19 protein-coding genes are annotated in these 23,203 nt (G+C 45.7%); 8 read left to right on the top strand and 11 right to left on the bottom strand.

Going from position 1 to position 23,203, the window contains the following annotated elements:
* The first annotated feature begins 3 nt into the window (after nt 1–3).
* From M9196_RS01640 to rpoS, 3 genes are all read left to right on the top strand, one after another.
* Nucleotides 4–627 carry a protein-L-isoaspartate(D-aspartate) O-methyltransferase gene (locus M9196_RS01640; protein WP_250615789.1) on the top strand — a complete coding sequence of 208 codons (624 nt, stop codon included), beginning with the start codon at nt 4–6 and terminating at the stop codon, nt 625–627.
* Nucleotides 628–1,563: a murein hydrolase activator NlpD gene (gene nlpD, locus M9196_RS01635; RefSeq protein ID WP_250615788.1), complete on the top strand. Its 936-nt coding sequence runs from the start codon at nt 628–630 to the stop codon at nt 1,561–1,563.
* 100 nt (nt 1,564–1,663) lie between these two features.
* Nucleotides 1,664–2,644 carry an RNA polymerase sigma factor RpoS gene (rpoS, locus tag M9196_RS01630; RefSeq protein WP_250615787.1) on the top strand — a complete coding sequence of 327 codons (981 nt, stop codon included), beginning with the start codon at nt 1,664–1,666 and terminating at the stop codon, nt 2,642–2,644.
* 58 nt (nt 2,645–2,702) lie between these two features.
* On the opposite strand, the gene M9196_RS01625 is transcribed toward rpoS, so the two are convergent.
* The 3 genes from M9196_RS01625 to M9196_RS01615 all read right to left on the bottom strand — a co-directional run bounded on the left by M9196_RS01625 (nt 2,703) and on the right by M9196_RS01615 (nt 5,596).
* Nucleotides 2,703–3,314 carry a TIGR04211 family SH3 domain-containing protein gene (locus M9196_RS01625; RefSeq protein WP_250615786.1) on the bottom strand — a complete coding sequence of 204 codons (612 nt, stop codon included), beginning with the start codon at nt 3,312–3,314 and terminating at the stop codon, nt 2,703–2,705.
* A gap of 219 nt (nt 3,315–3,533) precedes the next feature.
* The gene (locus M9196_RS01620) at nt 3,534–4,796 is read right to left on the bottom strand and encodes an inorganic phosphate transporter (RefSeq protein ID WP_250615785.1); all 1,263 of its coding nucleotides are present in this window, start codon (nt 4,794–4,796) and stop codon (nt 3,534–3,536) included.
* 119 nt (nt 4,797–4,915) lie between these two features.
* On the bottom strand, nt 4,916–5,596 hold the full coding sequence (locus M9196_RS01615) for a TIGR00153 family protein (protein WP_250615784.1): 681 nt from the start codon (nt 5,594–5,596) through the stop codon (nt 4,916–4,918).
* A gap of 205 nt (nt 5,597–5,801) precedes the next feature.
* On the opposite strand from M9196_RS01615, the gene M9196_RS01610 reads away from it, so the two are divergent.
* Nucleotides 5,802–7,319 (top strand): CYTH and CHAD domain-containing protein, encoded by a 1,518-nt coding sequence (locus M9196_RS01610; RefSeq protein ID WP_250615783.1) that lies wholly within the window; start codon nt 5,802–5,804, stop codon nt 7,317–7,319.
* A 54-nt stretch (nt 7,320–7,373) separates the two neighbouring features.
* On the opposite strand, the gene M9196_RS01605 is transcribed toward M9196_RS01610, so the two are convergent.
* Nucleotides 7,374–8,135 carry a potassium channel family protein gene (locus M9196_RS01605; protein ID WP_406707601.1) on the bottom strand — a complete coding sequence of 254 codons (762 nt, stop codon included), beginning with the start codon at nt 8,133–8,135 and terminating at the stop codon, nt 7,374–7,376.
* Nucleotides 8,136–8,267: 132 nt separating this feature from the next.
* Here M9196_RS01605 and M9196_RS01600 point away from each other — a divergent pair, with 132 nt between their 5' ends.
* Entirely contained in the window at nt 8,268–9,524 is a 1,257-nt protein-coding gene (locus M9196_RS01600; RefSeq protein WP_250615782.1) for a methyl-accepting chemotaxis protein, read from the top strand.
* A 117-nt stretch (nt 9,525–9,641) separates the two neighbouring features.
* On the opposite strand, the gene panC is transcribed toward M9196_RS01600, so the two are convergent.
* The 7 genes from panC to sfsA form a co-directional block, all read right to left on the bottom strand.
* Nucleotides 9,642–10,529 (bottom strand): pantoate--beta-alanine ligase, encoded by an 888-nt coding sequence (panC, locus tag M9196_RS01595; RefSeq protein WP_250615781.1) that lies wholly within the window; start codon nt 10,527–10,529, stop codon nt 9,642–9,644.
* Nucleotides 10,530–10,537: 8 nt separating this feature from the next.
* Entirely contained in the window at nt 10,538–11,332 is a 795-nt protein-coding gene (gene panB, locus M9196_RS01590; protein WP_250615780.1) for a 3-methyl-2-oxobutanoate hydroxymethyltransferase, read from the bottom strand.
* A 24-nt stretch (nt 11,333–11,356) separates the two neighbouring features.
* Entirely contained in the window at nt 11,357–11,842 is a 486-nt protein-coding gene (gene folK, locus M9196_RS01585) for a 2-amino-4-hydroxy-6-hydroxymethyldihydropteridine diphosphokinase (RefSeq protein WP_250615779.1), read from the bottom strand.
* Complete coding sequence (gene pcnB, locus M9196_RS01580; protein WP_250615778.1) at nt 11,839–13,197, bottom strand: polynucleotide adenylyltransferase PcnB; 1,359 nt, start codon at nt 13,195–13,197, stop codon at nt 11,839–11,841. Before pcnB ends, folK begins: the two co-directional genes overlap by 4 nt.
* An 87-nt stretch (nt 13,198–13,284) precedes the next feature.
* The gene (gluQRS, locus tag M9196_RS01575) at nt 13,285–14,172 is read right to left on the bottom strand and encodes a tRNA glutamyl-Q(34) synthetase GluQRS (protein WP_250615777.1); all 888 of its coding nucleotides are present in this window, start codon (nt 14,170–14,172) and stop codon (nt 13,285–13,287) included.
* 134 nt (nt 14,173–14,306) lie between these two features.
* Nucleotides 14,307–14,753 (bottom strand): RNA polymerase-binding protein DksA, encoded by a 447-nt coding sequence (gene dksA, locus M9196_RS01570; protein WP_250615776.1) that lies wholly within the window; start codon nt 14,751–14,753, stop codon nt 14,307–14,309.
* A 126-nt stretch (nt 14,754–14,879) separates the two neighbouring features.
* A complete protein-coding gene (gene sfsA, locus M9196_RS01565) occupies nt 14,880–15,590 on the bottom strand; it encodes a DNA/RNA nuclease SfsA (protein WP_250615775.1) in 711 nt (236 codons plus the stop codon).
* A gap of 56 nt (nt 15,591–15,646) precedes the next feature.
* Here sfsA and hrpB point away from each other — a divergent pair, with 56 nt between their 5' ends.
* The 3 genes from hrpB to M9196_RS01550 all read left to right on the top strand — a co-directional run bounded on the left by hrpB (nt 15,647) and on the right by M9196_RS01550 (nt 23,076).
* Nucleotides 15,647–18,166 carry an ATP-dependent helicase HrpB gene (hrpB, locus tag M9196_RS01560; protein WP_250615774.1) on the top strand — a complete coding sequence of 840 codons (2,520 nt, stop codon included), beginning with the start codon at nt 15,647–15,649 and terminating at the stop codon, nt 18,164–18,166.
* Complete coding sequence (mrcB, locus tag M9196_RS01555) at nt 18,163–20,550, top strand: penicillin-binding protein 1B (RefSeq protein WP_250615773.1); 2,388 nt, start codon at nt 18,163–18,165, stop codon at nt 20,548–20,550. Before hrpB ends, mrcB begins: the two co-directional genes overlap by 4 nt.
* 174 nt (nt 20,551–20,724) lie before the next feature.
* Complete coding sequence (locus tag M9196_RS01550) at nt 20,725–23,076, top strand: patatin-like phospholipase family protein (protein WP_250615772.1); 2,352 nt, start codon at nt 20,725–20,727, stop codon at nt 23,074–23,076.
* Nucleotides 23,077–23,203 lie beyond the last annotated feature (127 nt).

Genomic DNA, 23,203 nt, shown 5'->3' with positions numbered 1-23,203 from the left:
TCAATGAATCCGCAAGCAGCGAGATTAGTTGAATTCTTACAGGGACACGGTATTGAAGATGAACGCGTATTGCACGCGATTCTTCAAGTGCCACGCGAACAGTTTGTATCCCAGGCGATGATTCATCAAGCATACGATAATAACGCACTGCCAATCGGCAGTGGGCAGACGATCTCCCAACCATATATTGTTGCAAAAATGACAGAGCTATTGAGCCTAACGAGAGAGACGAAAGTGCTCGAAATTGGTACAGGCTCAGGGTATCAGACCGCAGTCTTGGCACAATTGGTCGAGCATGTTTGTTCCGTTGAGCGTATTAAAGCACTGCAATGGGAGGCGAAAAGGCGCCTAAAGCGCTTAGATATTTATAATGTCTCGACCAAACACGGTGATGGTTGGCAAGGGTGGCAAGCGAAAGGACCGTTCGATGCGATAATCGTGACTGCGGCGGCCGCGTCAGTGCCAGATGCCCTATTGTTACAGCTGACAGAAGGGGGGCGACTGGTGATCCCTGTTGGGGAGAATGATCAACAGCTACTAAAAATCACCCGTAACGGAGATGACTTTATAACGGAAATGATTGAATTGGTGAGGTTTGTTCCTTTGATTGCGGGTGAGCTTGCGTAAATGCGAACGATGTTGAGACGAGCAATCTGGGTATTATCCCTAACGAGTGTGCTTGCAGGGTGCACGGGCTACTCACGTGCGCCTGTCTCAGATTTAGGAGGAAAGTACGAAAGTGTCTCAAGAGGAAGCTATCGAGGTAGCTTCTACGAGGTACAAAAAGGGGACACCTTGTACTTTATCTCTTATGTGACCAATAAAGATGTTAAGGAGCTGATTAGGTTAAATAATTTGCAGGCTCCTTACACCATTCATCCCGGTGACCGCCTTAATTTATGGCGGAGTGCATACTCACCACCTTCTTATGCTGGTTCAGGTGCCGGCGAAGCCGCCGCCACAACAGCCGCGGCCTCCACTGCATCCCCAAAACCTAAACCCGCAGCGAAAAAGCCGGCGAGTTCAACAAGTAAGAGTGCCCAAAAAACAGCCAACAAGAAGGTTGAACAATCTAAAGCAAAAGAGTATGGTGATCCTAAAGGTAAACAAAATGTTAATAACACAAAACCCAATACGGCAAAGCAAAAAACGGTAGCAAGTAAACCTAAGACAACAACACCAGCTACTAGCGCCAAAGTATCAAGTTGGGTTTGGCCGACAAAAGGTCGAGTGATAAAGAACTTCTCTGTAGGGGACCAAGGAAATAAAGGTATCGACATTGCTGGTCAACGAGGACAAGCAATTGTTGCCACTGCAGGAGGAACCGTGGTGTATTCGGGCAACGCACTTAGAGGGTACGGTAACCTAGTTATCGTCAAACATAATGATAGTTACCTCAGTGCTTATGCTCATAACGATCGGTTACTGGTATCGGAAGGACAGAGCGTTAAATCTGGTCAAAAAATTGCAACGATGGGCAGTTCAGGCTCTAACAGTGTCAGATTACACTTTGAAATACGTTACCAAGGTAAATCAGTGAATCCAAAGCGCTATTTACCGTAATAATGTTCCAATGCTAATTGCATATTAATTGACATGATCAGGATAGGTTAGCGACATAGTTAAGTAGTCATGTTTTGCTAACTCGCCAGGGGGAGGCGCTATGGGTATCAGCAATGCAGTAACCAAAAACGAAGATTTCAATGTTGAAAATGAATTAGAAGTGGTGGGTAACACACGAACGAAAAGCGAAGCAAAGACTAAAAAGGAAGACAAAGAACAGTTCGACGCCTCAGCTAAAAGCTTGGATGCAACGCAATTGTATTTAGGCGAAATCGGTTTCTCTCCACTCTTAACTGCCGAAGAAGAAGTTCTCTATGCGAGACGTGCGCTGAAAGGTGATGAAGCGGCTCGAAAACGCATGATTGAAAGTAACCTTCGACTTGTTGTTAAAATTTCCCGTCGCTATAGCAACCGCGGACTCGCTCTACTCGATCTTATCGAAGAGGGAAACTTAGGGCTTATTCGTGCGGTAGAAAAGTTTGATCCTGAACGTGGCTTCCGTTTTTCAACTTATGCGACATGGTGGATTCGACAAACGATAGAACGTGCGTTAATGAATCAAACGCGTACAATTCGTCTGCCCATCCATGTGGTGAAAGAGCTGAACATCTATTTGCGAACCGCACGTGAATTGTCTCAAAAGCTTGATCATGAACCCACTGCAGAAGAAATCGCTCATCAACTTGATAAGCCGGTGAGTGATGTGTCTAAAATGCTTCGCCTCAACGAGCGTATTAGCTCAGTGGATACCCCTATAGGTGGTGACGGCGAGAAGGCGCTATTAGATATTATTCCAGACTCTATGCATTCAGATCCTGAAGTATCGACACAAGACGATGACATTAAAGCGTCGCTTATCCACTGGCTTGATGAACTCAACCCAAAACAAAAAGAAGTGTTAGCACGACGTTTTGGTTTGCTAGGTTATGAACCGTCAACGTTAGAAGAAGTGGGTCGAGAGATATGTCTAACACGTGAACGTGTTCGACAGATTCAGGTGGAAGGGTTACGTCGTCTGAGAGATATTTTGATCAAGCAAGGTCTCAACATGGAGTCGCTATTCAACTTCAATGATGACTAAATGACGAATAGAGAAATAAAAAAAACCGCCGAAAGGCGGTTTTTTTATTCTTAGAATACTATTTCCAGCCGTTTGGACTCTTGCGACGGCGTGGAATGATATGCGGCAGAATTAAGCCTAATAGCAATCCGATACCTGCCACACCACCGCCGTACATGAAGTACTTAAGTAGTAGGTCTTCTTTTTGTGTATCGAGCTTGGCTCTTAACTCACGAATCTCTGTTTGAGACGTGGTTAATTGGTGATTAATGTCTGAGTAACTTTGTTCTAGCTCTGCGATCTGCTTGTTACGCGCATCCAAAGAACTGGCTAAGCCCTCTTGTTCGCTATCTGCGGTTTCACGGGCATTGGCAAGTTGACTTTTTACTTCTGTTAGCTCTTTTTCAAGACGAGGTAAACGTACCGCCATGCTTTCTTGCGTAGTAACAAACTTCGTTTCTACCCAGCCTTTACGTCCTCGTGCGTCTAGCACCTGAGAAAAGCCTGAGCTGCGATTTGTTGACAGTAGCTTCACTTTGTCACCAGCATTGATGCTGCCAACAATGCGATATTCGTTACTCGGTCCAGAGTGGATGTAAGTAAATAGTTTGTCGGCAATATAGCGTTCCTGAGCGAATGCGGCAGGTACTACAAACATTGATACCAAGATCATGCTGATCAGTTTTTTCACGATAAGTCCCTTCAGTCTTTCAATGGGGATTAATGATAGTGTGCGTCGACCATTGTCTTACGCAGACACACTCAAATTGTAAACTTTTAAGAATGGGCAAATAGTATGAATTTTCTGTACGTGGTGCAACTAAGAAGGGAGGCTAAGCCTCCCTTTATTTGCATTTGAGTCAAATATGACGTGAGGTTCACATCTCCCTGACTTTATAGCTTGTGCGCGTTAACCAGCAAATGATGCTTGAATTGCGTAGAAGAACACAACAGCAAGTAATGCACCAGCAGGCAGCGTAACAATCCAAGATGCGACGATGTTGCGAACAACACCTAGGTTAAGGGCGCCGATACCTCGGGCAAAACCAACACCTAATACCGCACCAACCAATGTTTGTGTGGTTGAGATTGGCAAGCCTGTGCCCGACGCTAGAACCACAGTACAAGCGGTTGCTAACTGCGCCGCAAAGCCTCGGCTTGGCGTTAATTCTGTAATACCTGTACCCACGGTAGCCATGACTTTATGACCCATAGTCGCAAGACCAACCACAATACCAAAACCACCGAGTGGAAGAATCCACCATGCGATAGAGCTCTTTGTGGTAATTTCGCCCATATGCTCAACCGTAGAGACAACAGCAGAAAGAGGACCAATCGCATTCGCTACGTCGTTAGAGCCGTGTGCAAATGCCATCGCACAAGCGGTAATCACCATTAGCACGCTGAAGATACCTTCCACACCACTAAAGCCATGATCTTCTTCACGGTTAGCAAACTTGCGATAGATATATAGGTAGCCAGCTACCATTACTGCAGACGAAACGATCGCAGCCCAGAACCATGCTTCACCATTAGAAAGGTGTAAACCAACGTGTTTCAAGCCTTTTTTAATGGTTACTAGTGCAATCACCATAGTTGTAATGAACATATAAACCGGCACGAAGCGCTTAGCATTCAAAAGTGGTTTTTCTGTATCAAAAATTAATCGTTGTGCACTAACAAAAATCAGGTAGGCAAAGAAACCGGAAATGACAGGCGTCACCACCCAGCTACCCACGATACCTTTTACTGAGCCCCAGTCCACTGCTTCTGTACCGACAGAAATACAAGCGAAACCAATGATTGCACCGATAATAGAGTGCGTTGTCGAGACCGGCCAACCCATATATGACGCAAGCAATAGCCACGTACCTGCAGCAAGTAGTGCAGACATCATGCCATAGACTAAAACGTCAGGTTGATGGACAAATAGGGAAGTATCAATAACGCCTTTGCGGATAGTATCGGTTACTTCACCGCCCGCAAGATACGCACCGGCAAATTCGAAGATCATCGCAATGATGATTGCTTGCTTAACTGTTAAAGCTTTAGAGCCAACAGAAGTACCCATTGCATTGGCAACATCATTTGCACCAATACCGATAGCCATTAGGAAACCGAATAATGCCGCAACAATAATTAGGATAGTGCCGTGGTTTGCAAGAATATCCATTGTAATACCTAGTTTTGTTTCATAACAAGCGGAGCAGTTTTAAGACGCAGGCAATACTTAAGCATTGTAGACAGCGCCTAATATCAATTTCGCTCTTTGTTACTTAGTTAACGTATGATTTAAGACCGCGAAAGCATGAGTTCAAGACGAGCACCAACGCGCTGAGCTTGATCTGCAATGCCACCGATCCATTCTAGAATCTTATAAAGGAACATGATATCAATTGGGTTGTGATCATGCTCAATCGCCATGAGTTGTTGGCGAAGTTGAATCTGCATCGCGTCGGTATCATCTTCGATGATATCGAGCTGATGAATCATTTCGGCTACAAGTGTTACCTCACGACCTTTAAACCCTGTTTCTAGTAGCTCATCCAACTCATTAATTACTTTTTGAGCTTGATTCGCTGCATCGAGACAACGTTTTACATAGGCGATGAAGTTATCTTGCATCGGGGTAGGGATGACAAGTTGTCGACCGTATACACGGCCTGCAATGTCTTTTGCTAGGTTGGCAAGTTTGTCTTGCTGTGTCAGTAGCTCAAGCATATCGCTACGGTCTACGGGCAAGAACAATCCGCGAGGAAGCTTTAAGCGAATCTCACGTTTCAATACATCCGCTTCTTTCTCTAGGTGAGAAATCTGCGCACGGATCTCGGCTGCTTTCTCCCAATCACCTTGAAAACTGGTTTCAAAGAAATTGACAAGATGTGAGCAGCATTCTGTTACGCACACAACGTGGCGTTGCAAAGGTTTAATAGGGGACTTTGCAAATAACCCCATAATTGTATTCACTGGCATGGTTGTCTAACCTAAAAAATATAACCTGAAATAAACATACACCATATCATGGTGAAATGTTGAGCGATGGCTATAAAGGCGCGCATGTTAACCCATTAAAAGTCTGATTTAAACTGTTTTAGATCATGAATTGAGTGATATTTGTCACTTGCCGATTTTGGGAATTGACCATATCCTGTTGTCAGTGTCCTTGAAAGGTATAACTATGGAAACCGAGATAGAACTGAAGTTTTTTGTTTCACCTGATTTTTCAGAAACTTTACGAAATAAAATCTCAGAAACAAAAGTACTTCAGCACAGTTGTCGTGAGTTAGGAAACACTTACTTCGATACTCCAGACAACTGGCTGCGCCAACATGATATTGGTCTACGAATTCGCCGATTTGATGATGTCTTTGTACAGACGGTGAAGACAGCAGGTCGAGTTGTCGCAGGGCTGCATCAACGTCCGGAATTTAACGCCGAACACACTTCGAATGACCCCGATCTGACTCTGCACCCTATCGATATTTACCCGGCAGGAAAAAATGTAGAAACACTGCAGTCAGAGCTTATGGCTATTTTTTCAACAGACTTTACTCGTGAGCAATGGCTTATTGGGATGCCTGATGGTAGTCAAGTCGAAGTGGCATTTGATCAGGGGCTGGTATCTTCTGGTGAGCGTAGTTATCCAATTTGCGAAGTGGAACTAGAACTTAAATCGGGGCAAACAGACGCGTTGTTTACGCTTGCTCGCTCATTTTGTGAGTCTGGTGGTATTCGGCTTGGTAATCTTAGTAAAGCGGCTCGTGGCTATCGTTTAGCACAAGGCTACGAAGGTGACAAAGTTAAACCTTTGGCGCTAGTGGATACTGTTGAATCAGATACGGTTGAAGCCTGCTTTATTAACTCTTTAGAGCACGCGTTAGAGCATTGGCATTATCACGAACAAATTTATACTGAGCACGAGTCGATAGAAGCGCTGCATGAGATTAGCCATTCGATCAGCCTGATTCGTCAAATTCTGACCGTCTATGGCGGCATTGTTCCACGCCGTGCGAGTGCGATTGTGCGTCAAGAGCTGAAGTGGCTTGAAGAAGAGTTAACCTGGCTTAAACGGTATGACCATCTAGAAGGGCTATTGGAAGATAAAGGGCATGTACTAAGAAAGCTTGATGCGCGTAAATTCTTAGTGTCAGAACTCAAAGGCATTCAAGCAGGGCTTCCCGATCGAGAAGAAACCTTGAAACTGATACATTCGGCTCGTTATGCAGGGCTACTACTTGATCTTAGCCGCTGGATCTTATCAAGGGGCTGGCAGCCGTTCTTAGATGAAAAAGCTCGCGAGAAAATGCAACAACCAATAAAACCTTTTGCGGTGAATCAGCTTTCGCGAACTTGGGCTGAGTTAATTGAAGCCTTTCCTGTAGAAAAACTGCTGACGCGCCAGGATTACCTTGAACAGCAGTATCGATTAATGCGTAACCTGTACTCAGGTGTTGGCTTTGCTATTCTATTCGACGTAGAAGAGCGTAACAGCTTTAGGCTGCCGTGGGCAGACTTACTACAAGGCATTGATGACCTACTGATGTTAGAGCTCTTAGAGGCGCTAATTGAGCGTCTGGAAGGCGATGAAAAAGAACAGCTTGGACGATGGCTTAGCCGCCAGGAAAGCTCAATCTTGCATGCGATGGAGCAAACCAGACAAATCAGTATGGAAGTTGAACCTTACTGGCAGCCATAAGCAACGAACAGACTCCCACTGATAAGAAAGAGAGGCGCTAATCAGCCTCTCTTTTTATTTATCACGATGTTCCAATTTATTCTCAATCCGATCGATGCGGTGCATCATGATTTCTTGCTGATTGAGTATTTTCTGCAATTGGATTTCAATATGTTTTGAGCGACGTTCTTCAGAAGAACGTGGAGAAGAAAGCAAAGACGTAATTAATCCTGATGTCATACCAAACAGACCGACACCACAAACAATAATCCCAGCGGCGAGCACCTTTCCAAGAGCCGTTACGGGATAATGGTCACCATAGCCAACGGTCGAGACCGTAACAAACGCCCACCAAACGGCATCTCCGATATGAGTAATATTGGCGCGAGGATCTGAGCTTTCCGCCAGGAGCATCATCCCTGCGCCTGCCGTAATCAATAAAAGCAGCACGAGCAAAATCGACACGAGAGTGGTTTCATGTCGGTTGCGTGCAAGCTGTTGAAGAATCGCTTCCCCAGAACGGATGACTAATATCACGCGAAAGATATGGAATATTCGGGCAAAACGCAGCGGTTCGATAAGCGGGATGCTGGCGACAAAGTCTATCCAGTGCGTTTTCATAAATTGCACTCGATCTGTGGAGCGGATCAGATCCACAGTCAGTTGCAAGAGAAATAGACTACAGATTATAAAGTCGAGGCCGATAAGAACAGTACGACCGCTTGCACTCACCGGTGCAAAAAGAAGGATGGATATCACAATTAATGCCATAAATGACAAGAAAAGGGACAATAGACTCAATGGCTTAGTTTCAGTTTTGATATCATCATCTTTCATACGAAGCTCGAATTAAATAGTTTTATTGCGTGCATGACTTGGCTCGAAGAGAAACACGTTTGTGATTGAGTCATGTTGGCGTCAATGTTAGAGGGATACTCTAACTATATAATAAATAATGGAGAACGAATAATGACAACACTGGCATTTAAGCCTTGGGAGCGACTCATCACCGATGTTCGACTCGTACCGAAGATGTTGATGCTAATGGTATTTAGCACATTACTTCTAATCGGAAAGCAACTTTGGGATGCAAGTACGTTTTACGATTCTCTTCTTGCGGCGACACAGAATGTGGCGGTAGCGCAAGAGCACTATGAAGCTTACTTAGTTCAGGTGGTTTGGCAAACAATCGCTATGATTATCGTTTTTGTCACGTTATTACTCTTCGCTGCAAAAATAATGTTAAAACAGACTCAATACTTGAACCTTGCAATCAAGCGTATGGCGGACAAAGATCTGACTGTGCCAATTAATATGGACTGTAAGGATGAATATGGTGATGTGGCTAGAGAGCTAGAACGCACCCGAGTACAGTTACAAGATGTGATCAAAACACAAGTCATGACTTCTCAGGAGTTATCATCATTAACCGAAGTGATGACCTTGAGTATGTCTGAAACAAAAGAATCGTCGCAAGAAGAGTTTCAGGAAATTGATCAATTGGCGACAGCAATGAGTGAGATGACGTCAACAGTACAAACGGTTGCAGATCATGCACAGAATGCATCGCAGCTAACTGAGCAGGCGTCAGGACAAGCGATAACGGGTCAGCGCTTTGTACAAGGGACAGTAACCAAAATGAGTGAGCTATCGAACGATATCTCAGCTTCTGCAGCAGCGGTTAATCAAGTAGAAGAACGTGTTGAATCTATTGGTAGTGTCGTAGGTACGATTCAAGGCATCTCAGAGCAAACTAACTTGTTAGCGTTGAATGCAGCGATTGAAGCGGCACGTGCCGGTGAGGCTGGACGTGGCTTTGCTGTCGTTGCTGATGAAGTCCGTAACTTAGCACAGCGCACTCAGCAAGCGACGGTCGAGATTCAAGATATGATTTCTCACCTGCAGTCGAGTGCAAACTCTGCGGTTGAATTAATGGAGAAAAGTGTCGTTGAAGCCGCCGATGGCGTGGAATTGGTGACGAATGCAGGCAGCGAGCTCGATGGCATTGTGGATCAAGTGAATCAGATTAATGATATGAACTTCCAAATTGCAACCGCAGCAGGGCAGCAAAGTAGTGTCGCAGAAGAGATGAGTCAAAACCTTACTAACGTAAGAGAATTGGTTGAAGCATCGGTGGTGGTGGTGACGGAGCTGCTTGAAACATCAGAAATGATGGAGAGTAACGCTGCGGAGTTAGACGGTAAGATTAAGTCATTCAAAGTTTAGCTATGGTAGTAAGAGCGAGTCAGTCGTTCGATGCATCAATAAAAAACGCTCACATTCCGTGAGCGTTTTTTTATTTTCACTTAGAAGCTAGAAGCTAGAAGCTAGTAGCACTAAGCACTAAGCACTAGGTTCAGCATCGGATTCATTACTGCTTTGAGCTAAGTCCAGCACCTGGTTATCGATCAATCTTGCTTGACCCAGGTAAGCGGACATCAAAATCACCGCTTGAGTAGAGTCTTCGCTAATGACTTGCAGGCTTTGTGCATCGCGGATGAAAATCTCATCAGGTTGCAAATCAGCAGCGCGTAATTGATCGTTAGCATCTTCAACTATTGAAGCGTAATCATCTCTTCCGCCACGTATTGCGCTACTGATCCAGCGCATCGTTTTAGCAAGCACAGGTGCACGTTGGCGCTCGTCCATCGTTAAATAGCCGTTGCGAGAACTCATGGCAAGCCCATCCATCTCTCGTACAGTAGGCACACCAATAATGTCAATATTCATCGCAAGGTCAGTGACCATTTGGCGAATAAGAGCAAGTTGCTGATAATCTTTCTCACCGAAGCAGGCCACATCTGGTTGAACGATGTTGAATAGCTTGGCTACGATGGTGGAAACACCACGGAAGTGACCTGGACGAGATGCGCCTTCTAGCATTTGAGAGATACCCGGGACTTCGACAAACGTCTGCTTATCTAAACCTTGTGGGTACATGATTTCAGGCGTAGGCGTGAATACTATGTCCACGCCTTCAGCGCTCAGTTTACTCAGGTCCTCTTCTAGAGTTCGAGGGTAATTGTTGAGATCATCCGCGCGCTCAAACTGCATCGGATTGACAAAAATACTTGCCACCACGATATCGGCTTGCTCACGCGCTTTGCGAACCAGCGTCAAGTGACCTTCGTGAAGGTTACCCATGGTTGGAACAAACGCAATTCGACGTTGCTCACGCTTAAATAGTGCGATTTGTTCTCTTAACTCTGCGATATCAGCAAAAGTATGCATGATTCCCCCTAGGCAATCGTGTGTGCGTCATCTGGGAAAGTGGCACTTTCCACGTCGGCAATATATTTGGCAATGGCAAGACGCATGTCGCCGGTTTCAGCTAAGAAGTCTTTAGAGAACTTTGGCATGTAGTTAGCAGAAATACCGAACATATCGTGCATCACAAGAATTTGCCCATCGGTAACATTACCTGCGCCGATCCCAATAACTGGAACGTCGAGCACTTCCGTAATGCGCTTAGCCAGTTCTTGTGGAACACATTCTAATAAGACGATTTGTGCGCCCGCTTCTTGCAACGCTAATGCATCACGTACCATTTGATCTGCATTCTTTTGATCGCGACCTTGGACTTTGTAACCACCAAAAATATTGACACTTTGCGGTGTGAGACCTAAGTGTGCGCAGACAGGTACCGCTCGCTCAGTTAACATTTTAACCGTGTCGATTAACCATTCACCACCTTCGAGTTTCACCATGTTGGCGCCGGCTCGCATTAATTGAGCGGCGTTCTGGCAGGCTTGCTCTGGTGTGGCATAACTCATAAATGGCATATCGGCCATCAGTAGACAATTCGGGCTGCCAGCGCGAACGCTACGAGTATGGTAAGCAATATCTTCAACTGTCACGGGTAACGTGTCGGTTTTGCCTTGCAAAACCATGCCCAGTGAATCGCCTACGAGTAATACGGGCATGTTTTGGCTTTCAAATAGCCCAGAAAAGCTAGCATCGTATGCGGTTGATGTAGCAAATTTACGACCTTCCTGCTTCCACTTGATTAGGTCGTTGATGGTGATTTTTTTCATTTTTTATCCTTACTTGGGCGTTGGCTATGCTTGCCAAACGCTCAGCCCATTACGATCGACTTGCTTAAGCAAGCTCGTGAGCTCAGTCCCATCAGGGAGTTGTAAATTAGGTGTGATTTCAGCAAGCGGATAGAGCACAAACTCTCTCTCTTTCATTCCATAGTGAGGAACGGTTAAGCGCTCTGAATCGATCACCTCATTGCCATAAAGAATAAGATCAAGATCGAGTGTTCTCGGTCCCCATCGTTCATCTTTACGCACCCGTCCTTGCTCTAACTCAATTGCTTGGGTGCAATCAAGTAGTTCAAGTGGCGTTAACTCGGTTTGTATTTTCACAACAGCATTAATGTAATCAGGCTGATTTGCCGGCCCCATCGGTGTGCTGCTGTAGAGTGACGAGCAATGAATAACCGTACTCTTAGGCAGTGACTTTAGGGCTTCCATCGCGTCCAAAGCTTGTGCTACGGGATCGGACAGATTACTGCCGATCGCAATATAACAAGTGATCATTGGCTGCTCTTCGGCTTTTTGCTCTTAGGGCTGCGACGACGTCGGTTACCCGACTTGGTTGACGCTCCGCCTAAATCATTCACCATCGCTTGGCGCATATTGCGGCCGGCGGTTTGGAAGGTATTCCACCAACTGGCTAATTCAGCCACTTCACCACCTTCTATCTCGCCACGCATTTCTAGGAAATCGTAACCGGCGCGGAACTTATTCAATTCCATTAGACGGTATGCACGTTTACCTGTGCGGCGTGGAAGACGAAGCTGTAATTGCCATATTTCACGAATCGTCGCGGTGTGGCGTCTTGGAATCGCCGTCGATTTAACCTGCTCGTCCAAAATGATGTTACTGGCTTCCATTACTGCATCGTAGTCAGATAGGTTTTGGCTCGCCATAAGTTTGACGGCATGTTCCATCATCGGATACCAAAGCATGGCTGCAAACATGAATGCTGGATTGACTCGTTTGCCTTCTTCGATGCGCTGATCGGTGGCATCGAGTACGAGGTCTAACATTTGTTCAGTGTTCGATGCATAGTCCGATGTTAAGTGCGGGGCAATGATCGGGAATAGTTGTTGGAATAGGTTGTATTCGCGCATCAAATGATACGTTTCTAGACCACAGCCAGCTTGCAGTAGCTTGAGCGACTCTTCATAAAGTCGAGCCGACGGAATATCACGTAGTAGTGGTGCTAATTCTTCAATTGGCGCGGCCGTATCTTCTTCGATATCAAAATCGAGTTTCGCGGCAAAGCGGGTTGCACGAAGCATACGTACCGGATCTTCACGGTAACGCACTTCAGGTTCGCCAATAAGGCGAATGATGCGATCTTCAAGATCTTCAATGCCACCGGCGTAATCGTGAATCGCATAGTCGCCAATGTTGTAATACATCGCGTTGATCGAGAAATCACGGCGCTCCGCATCTTCGTCAATACTGCCGTAAACATTGTCTCGCAATAGCATGCCATCTTTACTTTGTTGAGAAACGTTCTTCTCTTGTTCTTGATGGTGGCCACGGAACGTCGCGACTTCAATGATATCTCGGCCAAACATGATGTGGGCGAGTCTGAAGCGGCGGCCGATTAAACGGCAGTTACGGAATAAGGTTTTAATCTGCTCTGGCGTCGCATTGGTGGCGATGTCAAAGTCTTTTGGTTGTTCGCCAAGCAAGAGATCACGTACGCCACCGCCCACAAGATAGGCTTCATAGCCAGCATTGTGCAGACGATAGAGGACTTTTAGCGCATTATCACTGATTTTCTGACGCGAGACAGTGTGTTCTTCGCGAGAATAGACATGCAGTGAAATGTCACCATAAACCTCGTGAACATTTTCGGAATTTTCAATTTTATTCATAATCTTAACGCAGTTTAGGTGAGAAAAAATGACGGCTCATCCGCCACGTTTCGTTCCTGTCGCTTGAATTTTGCCGCTTATGATAGCCTAGAGTGCATCATTTGAGAATGGCGGTTTAATCTTGAGCGCATCGGATAGCTGTTGCAAGTGCCAATTTTTCACTCCCCACATGAGGAGTTCTTCTGGTGTAGCGTCTGTCATATGGTCATCTAAAGAGAAACCAAGAAAACGCATCGCATTCATTAAAGTAGGTGTAGGGTTTGTTAAATCTATCCCCGCAGCGTGGTTCTGTTTGGACAGTTTATTGCCGCTATCATCAATAGCAAGAGGTAAATGTAGGTAACTCACCGGCGTCGCACCGAGTGTTTTATAGAGACTAATTTGTCGCCCGGTAGGTTCAATTAAATCAGCGCCTCTGACTACTTCGGTTACCCCTTGATAGATATCATCAAGTACAACAGCTAAGTTATAGGCAAAAAGCCCATCTCTACGTTTAATGATAAAGTCTTCGTGGACTAGACCTGCTGGGATAGCGAGCGAGCCATAGCGTTGATCGTTAAACACACTTATTGGATGTCTCACCTTTAATCGAACGGCTTGGTTGCCGGTTGCGATTAAGCCTTTATGGCGACATGTACCTTGATAGAAGCCGTCGGTCTCTTTGATTTGTCGACGAGTACACTCACACAGATAGGCATCATCTGATAACAGCCATTCATCCACTTGCTGCTGGTAGGCGGCAAGGCGTGAGCTTTGGTAGAGCACGTCGCCATCCCAACCTAACTGGTACGCGTCTAACGTTTTTAAAATGAGAGATGAAGCACCAGCAATTTCACGTGGAGGGTCAATATCCTCAATACGAACGAGCCATTGGCCTGACTGGGCTTTCGCTTGAAAGTAACTGCCTAGTGCGGCAACAAGGGAGCCAAAGTGTAAGGGACCCGACGGAGAAGGCGCAAATCGACCTATATACATAACCGACCTATATACATAGTTTATTATAAAGACAGAGTTTTCTTTAAAAGACAGTGTAGAGCGTTATTGCTGCATTGATATGATCATCATGAATGATCAAAAAAGGGAGCGTTTGCTCCCTTCTTATCGCTATATTAGCCTTGCATCTGTCGTTCTTTGATTTCTGCAAGTGTCTTACAGTCGATACATAAATCGGCAGTAGGACGGGCTTCTAAGCGGCGAATACCGATTTCAACACCACAAGATTCACAGAAGCCAAAGTCGTCTTCTTCTATCTTGTTAAGCGTTTTCTCGATTTTCTTAATTAAACGACGTTCACGGTCACGGTTACGTAACTCTAAGCTGAACTCTTCTTCTTGAGAAGCTCGGTCAACCGGATCAGGGAAATTAGCCGCTTCGTCTTGCATATGGTGCACAGTACGATCAACTTCTTCCCTAAGTTGGTTGCGCCAAGCGCCCAAGATTTTTCTAAAATGATCCATTTGAGCTGGTGACATGTACTCTTCACCGGCTTTTTCCTGGTAAGGATCAACCCCTGCAATGGCTAGGATGCCTAGCGCTTTTTTCTTTGATTCTGGCATACAGCATCTCCTACTTAAACCTAGTCAACTGTGTGAACAGTTAATTTTAAGGCGGGTATCTATAGCAAAAAGAAATGCTTGTGGCAAACGATGTTTGTTAAAGTTCTTATCATTGTGAACGTGTCATCACTTTTGTTCGTAATTGACCCGAGATAAGAGCGTCATCTCATTTTCTGAAAATGATGCTTTATAACAAAGTACTTCAACCCCAGCTTTCCTTGCTTGCTCAAGTAATTGTGAATATTTCGCATCTATATGGTGTGCGGCAGAGACTTTTTCAATGCCTGAATGCAAAATAGCGAATAATAATACGGCTCTGCTTCCAGATTGAGCCATTTCCGTGAGCTCTCTGAGGTGTTTTTGACCTCTTGTCGTTTGAGCGTCTGGAAAATACCCTTGCCCTGATTCTTCTAGTAGTGTGACACTCTTTACTTCAATGTAGCAATCGACGCGCTCACTATCTTGCAACAAAATATCGATTCTGCTGTTTTCTTGACCATATTTCACTTCGGTGCGCAGCGTCTGATAACCTTTTAGCTCTTCAATCACATTATTGTTGATGGCTTCTACGGCAAGAGTGTTGGCTCGAGCGGTATTCACGCAAATCATGTCACCACGATCAGTTTGGGTTAACTCCCAACTATTTGGGTACTTTCTTTTCGGATTATCTGAGGTGGAGTACCAAACGGTTGATTCAGGAACCGCGCAGCCAGTCATTGCACCGGTATTCGCGCAGTGAATGGTGATCGCTTCTCCGGATGCCGTTGTGATATCGGCAAGGAAGCGTTTATATCGTTTAATGAGCTTTCCTGATTCTAAAGGTGGATCGAAGTGCATTTCATGGCCATTTTTTATTAGAATGAGAGCTCACATTACAGCACAAGGCTTTTCCGTTGTCACAACTCCCTATTAAAGACGTATTATCTGAGTTATTTGAGGCAATTGAAAACTCAAACCAAGTGATTTTAAAAGCGCCGACCGGGGCGGGGAAATCAACGTACTTTCCGTTGCAACTTCTTCGCCATCGTCGGGTCGATGGTAAAATCATCATGCTAGAACCGCGTCGTATCGCCGCCAGAAATATTGCTATGTATTTAGCGCAACAATTGTCAGAGCCTGTTGGGGAGTCTGTGGGTTATCGGGTGCGTGGTGAAACTAAAGTCAGTTCACATACTCGGCTTGAAATCGTCACTGAAGGCGTACTGACTCGGATGTTACAAGATGATCCTGAACTCAACGGGATTGGCGCGATCATATTTGATGAATTTCATGAAAGAAGTTTGCATGCTGATACAGCGCTGGCTTTTACCCTAGAGGTACAAGAAGCGCTAAGAGATGACCTTAAGCTTATTGTAATGTCGGCAACACTAGAGAGTCATGATTTGAAACGCGTGCTGCCTCAAGCGCGTTATATTGAATCCAAAGGGCGCTCTTTCCCCGTCGAGGTGATGTATCGTCCTATGGGGGTAAATGAAAATTTACCTCAAGCGATGTGTCAGCAAATACTATCAGCGATGTCTCATCACTCAGGGTCGCTACTGGCTTTTTTACCGGGCGTGGGGGCGATTAAGCGTACTGAGGCGTTGTTAATGCAATCACAAAGCGTATCGGAATCACAAAGTTTGATGCAATTACAAAGCTTGACGCAATTACAAAGTGGCTATGACATTTGTCCGCTTTATGGCCAGTTAGACTTTAAAGCCCAGCAAAGGGCGATTCAACCGGCAGCCTCAGGTCAGAGAAAAATCGTGCTTGCGACCAACATTGCTGAGACGTCATTAACAATCGAGGGAATTCGGATTGTATTAGATTCAGGTCTAGAGAATCAGGCTACGTTTGATCTAAAAAACGGTGTAACTAAGCTAGCACAGGGACGTATCGCGCAATCCTCGGCGATTCAACGCAGTGGACGGGCGGGGCGTCTTGAGCCTGGGGTTTGCATTCGACTATACAGTGAAAGTCAGTTTAACCAGCAGCCTCAGCAAAGTACGCCGGAAATATTGCGTAGTGATTTAGCCCCTTTGATGTTGGAGCTGCTTAAGTGGGGATGCCAAGATGTGGCGACGTTAAGGTGGCTCGATATACCGAAAGCGACGAATGTTGAGCAAGCGAAAGCGTTATTAAGGCAACTACAATTGCTCGATGCGTCATCGCAATTGACGCTGTTGGGGCAGCGAGCTCATACACTTGGCGTTGAGCCTCGCCTCGCCAGTTTGCTACTGCAAGCTCAGCCATTAGGTGCTGTCGAGCTTACCACCGCGATTGCGTTATGTTGCCTAATTGAAGAGCCAGAGCGAGGAAGCACCGATTTAAGGTACGCGTTACACCGCTGGCAAACAGGGCAGCATACCCGCAGCGCTGCTCTATCGCTTCGAGCTAAGTCGATAGCTCAGAAGCTGAAGTATCGGTTTATCTTGAATGAGAGTGATGAGTCGTTGCTCGGGGTGCTTGCAGCGTTAGGCTACCCAGATAGAATTGCGGCGAAACGTTCAGGAAACTCTGGTCAGTTCTTATTAGCTAACGGTCACGGTGTGCAAATTGCCGATCATGACAAGCTTGCAGATGAGGAATACCTTGTTGTTTTAGATGTGCTGAATACAGGGCGAGGTAGCAGTCAGATCTTTAAAGCCCTCGCCGTAGATATTCCTAGCATTGAACACTTAGCACCTCAGTTAGTTGAAAACAAACAGCGGCTAGAGTGGGATGATAAGCGAGGGGGATTGGTTGCCAGCGAGGTGACACAGCTTGGCGCGATCGTCTTGAAGCAAAAAATGATCCCCATCCCAGATGATGCCGATATTAGTGGCGCACTTTTGGCGAACGTTCGTCGTCACGGCTTATCGGTACTGAACTGGACATCTTCTGCGAACGAGTACGTTACTCGTGTGGAGTGCGCACGAGGTTGGCTTGATGTAGCGCAATGGCCGAACATGTCACAGCAAGCGCTATTGGCCGATTTAGAATTGTGGTTGCTGCCTTTCATGCATGGTATTTCCTCTATGAAGGGGCTAAAAGCGCTCAATATAATGCCAGCACTAGAAGCGTATTTAGGATGGGAAGCTTCAAATGTGTTGAATGATGCGTTACCGACGCATTTAGTGGTGCCAACAGGTGCCAAGAAAAAAATTCGCTATCAAGTAGGACACGCGCCAATGTTGTCCATCAAGCTTCAAGAAATGTTTGGTGAGAAAGCTTCACCACGGATAGCAAATGGTCGCCAAGCGATAGTATTGGAGTTACTTTCACCTGCGCAAAGACCTTTGCAAATTACGCAAGACCTCGCCGCATTTTGGCAAGGCGCATACAAAGACGTTCAAAAAGAGATGAAAGGACGTTATCCCAAACACCCATGGCCGGATGATCCAATGAATCATCAGGCAACGCACAAAACTAAAAGACAGTTGAACTCATGATAGAAGTGAAAAAGTTGGCGGCGACCGGTAAAAAACCTACAACCAAGAAAACGACCAAAGCCGCAGCAAAACCTAGAGCGAAAAGTGCGCCAAAGAAGCGGAGGCCTACCAAAAAGAAAGGACGATCAACGCTTGGAAAACGACTGTTCTCGATTGGTTGGAAGTTGGCATTGGTTGGCGGGGTAGCGCTTGCTGCGGTCGGTTTTTACCTCGATCAGGTGGTGAAAGAGCGTTTTGAAGGGCAGTTGTTTGATTTGCCTACCGTCGTTTATGCACGTGTACTCAATTTATCGACCGGGGATACGATAGAGATCCAGCAGCTACGTAATGAATTGGATGTGCTTGGTTACCGTAAGGTGAACCAACCTCGTAACCCTGGGGAGTACTCCTCATCATCAACGAAAATTGAGCTGATTCGTCGCCCATTCGAATTTGCTGACGGTCCTGAGCCTGATCGCCACGTTATGTTGTACTTTGAAGGTAATGAACTGATTCGAATTCAGTCATTAGAGAAAAAGGGCAATCTTGGGTTTCTGCGGATTGAGCCGAAAATGTTAGGGATGCTCGAGAAAAATGCCGATGAGCAGCGTTTATTCTTACGTCGTGACCAATTTCCGGAAATCATGATCGATGCATTGTTGGCGACGGAAGATAGAGATTTCTATCAGCATGATGGCGTGTCACCAACGGCTATCGCCCGCGCATTTTTCGCCAATATACGTGCAGGAAGAACGGTGCAAGGTGGCAGTACGTTGACACAGCAGTTGGCGAAGAATTTGTTCCTGACCAGTGAGCGTACCTTATGGCGTAAGCTACGGGAGGTGTATATCGCGCTAATACTGGATTACCGTTATAGCAAGGATCAGATCTTAGAAGCCTACCTCAATGAAGTGTATCTTGGACAAAGCCGAGGTGAAGCGATCCATGGTTTCGGCCTTGCTGCCCGTTTGTATTTTGGTCAGCCGCTGCAAGAGTTGCGTATTGATCAACTCGCTCTGCTCGTAGGTATGGTGAAAGGCCCGTCTTATTACAACCCTATTCGTCAGCCTGAACGCTCAAAACAGCGTCGGGATCTAGTGTTGCGTTTGATGATGGATCAGAATCTGCTAACTGGACGTGAGTTTGAAATGGCGGCGAGTCGCGAGCTCGACTTACAAAAAAATCCTCAGATTGCCAGTCGTCAACCTGCATACTTCCAACAGCTTAAAAGGGAACTAAACCAAAAGCTTGGCAATAAAATTAATGCCCAGGGTGGGGTGCGTATTTATACCTCTCTTGACCCAGTATCTCAGGACAAACTTGAGAAGGCGATCGCGAAACGTTTACCACAGCTAGAGAAAACCTCAGGCAAAGGCTTAGAAGCGGCTGCGATTGCCGTGGATCGTAATAGCGGTGAAATTCGCGCTATGGTCGGCGGAAAACGTACGGGCTACAGTGGTTTTAACCGGGCGCTGAACGCGAGTCGGCCGATTGGCTCTCTTGTCAAACCTGCGGTGTATTTAACGGCGTTAGAGCAGCCAGATAAGTTTGACTTAGCGACGACACTTGATGATGAACCACTGACCTTGAAAGGCAGTAAAGGCAATGTGTGGCAGCCTCGAAACTATGACCGAAAATTTCGCGGTGATGTGCCGCTGTATGAAGCGTTGGCTAAATCATTGAACGTTCCCACTGTTCGTTTAGGTATGTCACTAGGCATCAAAAATGTCTCGGATACCTTGGTGCGCTTAGGGGTAGATGCCAGCGAGATAAGACCTGTGCCATCGATGTTTTTAGGTGCAATATCATTGACGCCATATCAAGTGGCACAAATGTATCAAACACTCTCAAACTCAGGTCGACAGGCTAATTTGTCGGCGCTGCGTTCCGTGGTCAGTGTCGATGGAGATGTGCTGTACCAGTCTTTGCCTAAAGCGACACAAAAAGTGCCGCAACAGGCGGCGTGGCTGACCACATATGCGATGAAAAAAGGGGTACTTGAAGGGACGGGGAGATACTTAAACGGCCTGTTTCCTCATGCCGCTCTGGCGGGAAAAACCGGCACGAGTAATGATACTCGAGATAGTTGGTTTGTGGGCGTAGATGGTCGTGAGGTAACGACGATATGGGTTGGTCGGGATGATAACAAATCGACCAAACTGACAGGCTCAGGCGGAGCACTCCGCGTTTATTCAGATTACTTAGCCGCTCGAGTGCCAGAGCCGCTTATTCTGCCCTGGCCTAAAAACATCACGATGATCGGTTTTAACAAAACCAGCAATGGTTCACTGCAGCTCGATTGCGGTAATGCATTCGAATTACCCGTCTGGGATGAATCAGGGAAATTGAAAGCTTCGTGTGATAACCAACCCAAACAGTGGATAAAGAACCTGTTTGATTGGTAATTGTTACTAAAGTAAAAGGTATTGGTAAATAAAATAGCAAGTAGACGGTAGATAGTAGCGAAGGCAAAGGAGGATTTATCGAAACAATGGATATGCTTGCGATAAGTGGTTAGCTATAGCTATGATGCAAAATGCTGATATATTAGAGTAATTAAATTGAGAGCGCTTTTAGGGATGAATGTGAAACGCCTAACAGGATGGTTGATAGCGTCAGTGTTTACATGGGGCAGTGCAGCGTTATGCGCGAAAGAAGGCGAGCCTGCACTCCCGACTAAACAATCGACTCAAGAAAACACACTAAAAAGTGATAATACCAGGCCAAAAATTGGTCTGGTGTTAGCCGGTGGCGGCGCGAAAGGCGCGGCACATATCGGTGTGCTGAAAGCGCTCGAAGAAATGAATATCCCAGTTGATATCGTCACGGGTACCAGTATGGGGGCTTATGTCGGTGGTCTGTACGCTACGGGTATGAGTGCTGATGAGATTGAGAGTTTTATCCATACGGTCGATTGGAATAATGGCTACGTGGATCGCGTTAATCGCAGTCAGCGCCGAATTCGAGATAAGGAAGCGGAAGATCGTTACCAAATCCGTACCGATATCGGCTTGCATTTCGGCTCGATCGAGGCACCGAAAGGCGTGGTTCAAGGGCAGAATATGCTACGTATTTTGCGCAAAACAACCGGTAATCTTCCTAAATTCCAATCTTTTGATGACCTTGCTATTCCCTATCGTTCTGTGGCCACTGATATTCTCAAGTTAGAGCCAGTGGTCATCGATCAAGGCTATTTGGTCGATGCTATGATGGCGAGTATGTCGGTACCAGGGGCATTACCTCCGTATGAGTTAGGGGATCTTTTGTTGGTTGATGGTGGCGTAACCAACAATATGCCGGTTGAGCTGGCAAAAGAAATGGGTGCAGACCTCATTATTGCTGTGGATATAAGTAGTGATTATAAAACCCGCGATGACTTTAGTAGCTTCTTGAGTGTTGGTGAGCAGTTATCAAATTATTTGGTTCGCCGCAGTACTGAAGAACAAATGCAGTCGCTTGGTGACAATGATGTTTACTTGCACCCAGATGTGGGAAAAATAGCCACTACAGATTTCTCGAGTATGCCCAGAGCGTATGAACTTGGCTATGAAGCTGCTTATCAAATTGCTGACCAACTGCAGCACCTATCGGTGTCATCCTCGGATTTTCAAACATATATTGATCACAAGCAGAATGCTCGCCGACACCTTCGTTATGGCGATGAAACGGTGGTCGATAAGGTGGTGATCAACAATCAAACGCACTACAGCGACAGTTTGTTGAGTAATAATTTGTCATTAAAATCCGGTCAGGTCCTTGAGACGGATGACATCGAAGAAAAAATTGAAAACCTTTACGCCCTAGACCGATTTGAACTCATTACTTACGAGTACCAAGAGCAAGGTGAAGACACCGCGCTGGTGGTCGATGTTAAAGAGAAGTCATGGGGTCCGAATTACATGGATTTCCGCTTCTTTTTGGAAGAAGATTTTAATGCTAATAGCTTTTATGCCATTGGTATCAGTACCAACTTTACCGATCTAAACGATCGCGGCGCGGAGTTACGAGTCAATGCTGACTTCGGTACGGATAAACGGATAGAAGCCGAGTTGTATTCGCCGTTTCTCACCAATCAGGATTTCTTCTTGCTGGCAGGGGTTAAGTACTCTAATGAAAGACGAAATGTGCTTTGTACGCCTAATGCAACCGGTACGGGTTGTGTTGATCCTGCGTTAGAGGGTAATGCCGATTTTGTACCGGTCACTTATCGTAAATGGTTAGGTGAGCTGTCGGTAGGTTATGCCCCCACCTTATGGCAAGAATTTAAAGTGGGTGGTCGATTTGTGAGAGGGGAGTCTTATGTTTCTCCTCTGCCATCTTCAGGAGCGTTTGATTTTGACCGTCAAGGCGTGTTTGTTAACTATAAATTAGACACTTTGGATGATTTTAGCTTGCCGACAAAAGGTTGGTATATCAACTTAGAGTACTTGCTTTCTAAAGACAGCGGTGAGCAGAATATTAATCAAACGCCGTCTGATTTTTCTGATACTGCTTATGAGATAACGGCTGAGACCAAATACGCGCATACCTTTGGGCGTAATACTTTTGTTGGCTCGTTCGATTATGCGGTGATTGAAACTGAGAATGCGACTTTACCTGTCAACCCAAGAGAATTGGGTGGTTTCTTGAACCTATCGGGTATCCCAAGAAACAGCTTGATAGGAGAAAACAAACTGTATGGTAGCCTGGTCTATCGCTATCGATGGTTTGACAATGATTTCGGAATGTTTAAATCCCCTGTGTATCTCGGCGCATCTGCCGAGTACGGTGGTGTTTGGGATGGTGACCAAGGTATTTCTGGGGCTCCATTGTTTATGGCAGGGTCTATTTTTGCTGGGATAGACTCGCCAGTTGGACCCATTATGCTCTCTTATGGCCGAGTCGAAACAGGGTTGAATTCGGTCTATTTAATCATTGGTGCTGCATATTAATTCAGCTTATTATAGGTTCTTGGCGAGAGCCTATGAGCAAAATTCGCGAGTGAAGCAAATGAAATTTCTTACATAGATGCGAGTAAAAATCATGAATTTTGCTCGAAGTTGCTATGTTGGTCAAAAT

The sequence above is a fragment of the Vibrio methylphosphonaticus genome, assembly GCF_023634655.1.
GTDB classification, from domain to species: Bacteria; Pseudomonadota; Gammaproteobacteria; order Enterobacterales; family Vibrionaceae; genus Vibrio; species Vibrio methylphosphonaticus.
This window is presented reverse-complemented; position numbering and strand designations above follow the sequence as displayed.

Bases quoted from the DNA above. Each gene is read 5' to 3' on its own strand.
- panB (WP_250615780.1), bottom strand. From the start codon at position 11,332: ATGAAAAAAATCACCATCAACGACCTAATCAAGTGGAAGCAGGAAGGT.
- folK (WP_250615779.1), bottom strand. From the start codon at position 11,842: ATGATCACTTGTTATATTGCGATCGGCAGTAATCTGTCCGATCCCGTA.
- rpoS (WP_250615787.1), top strand. From the start codon at position 1,664: ATGGGTATCAGCAATGCAGTAACCAAAAACGAAGATTTCAATGTTGAA.
- dksA (WP_250615776.1), bottom strand. From the start codon at position 14,753: ATGCCAGAATCAAAGAAAAAAGCGCTAGGCATCCTAGCCATTGCAGGG.
- mrcB (WP_250615773.1), top strand. From the start codon at position 18,163: ATGATAGAAGTGAAAAAGTTGGCGGCGACCGGTAAAAAACCTACAACC.
- M9196_RS01605 (WP_406707601.1), bottom strand. From the start codon at position 8,135: ATGAAAGATGATGATATCAAAACTGAAACTAAGCCATTGAGTCTATTG.
- M9196_RS01640 (WP_250615789.1), top strand. From the start codon at position 4: ATGAATCCGCAAGCAGCGAGATTAGTTGAATTCTTACAGGGACACGGT.
- M9196_RS01600 (WP_250615782.1), top strand. From the start codon at position 8,268: ATGACAACACTGGCATTTAAGCCTTGGGAGCGACTCATCACCGATGTT.
- sfsA (WP_250615775.1), bottom strand. From the start codon at position 15,590: ATGCACTTCGATCCACCTTTAGAATCAGGAAAGCTCATTAAACGATAT.
- M9196_RS01550 (WP_250615772.1), top strand. From the start codon at position 20,725: ATGAATGTGAAACGCCTAACAGGATGGTTGATAGCGTCAGTGTTTACA.
- M9196_RS01610 (WP_250615783.1), top strand. From the start codon at position 5,802: ATGGAAACCGAGATAGAACTGAAGTTTTTTGTTTCACCTGATTTTTCA.
- M9196_RS01615 (WP_250615784.1), bottom strand. From the start codon at position 5,596: ATGCCAGTGAATACAATTATGGGGTTATTTGCAAAGTCCCCTATTAAA.
- gluQRS (WP_250615777.1), bottom strand. From the start codon at position 14,172: ATGTATATAGGTCGATTTGCGCCTTCTCCGTCGGGTCCCTTACACTTT.
- nlpD (WP_250615788.1), top strand. From the start codon at position 628: ATGCGAACGATGTTGAGACGAGCAATCTGGGTATTATCCCTAACGAGT.
- M9196_RS01620 (WP_250615785.1), bottom strand. From the start codon at position 4,796: ATGGATATTCTTGCAAACCACGGCACTATCCTAATTATTGTTGCGGCA.
- pcnB (WP_250615778.1), bottom strand. From the start codon at position 13,197: ATGAATAAAATTGAAAATTCCGAAAATGTTCACGAGGTTTATGGTGAC.
- panC (WP_250615781.1), bottom strand. From the start codon at position 10,529: ATGCATACTTTTGCTGATATCGCAGAGTTAAGAGAACAAATCGCACTA.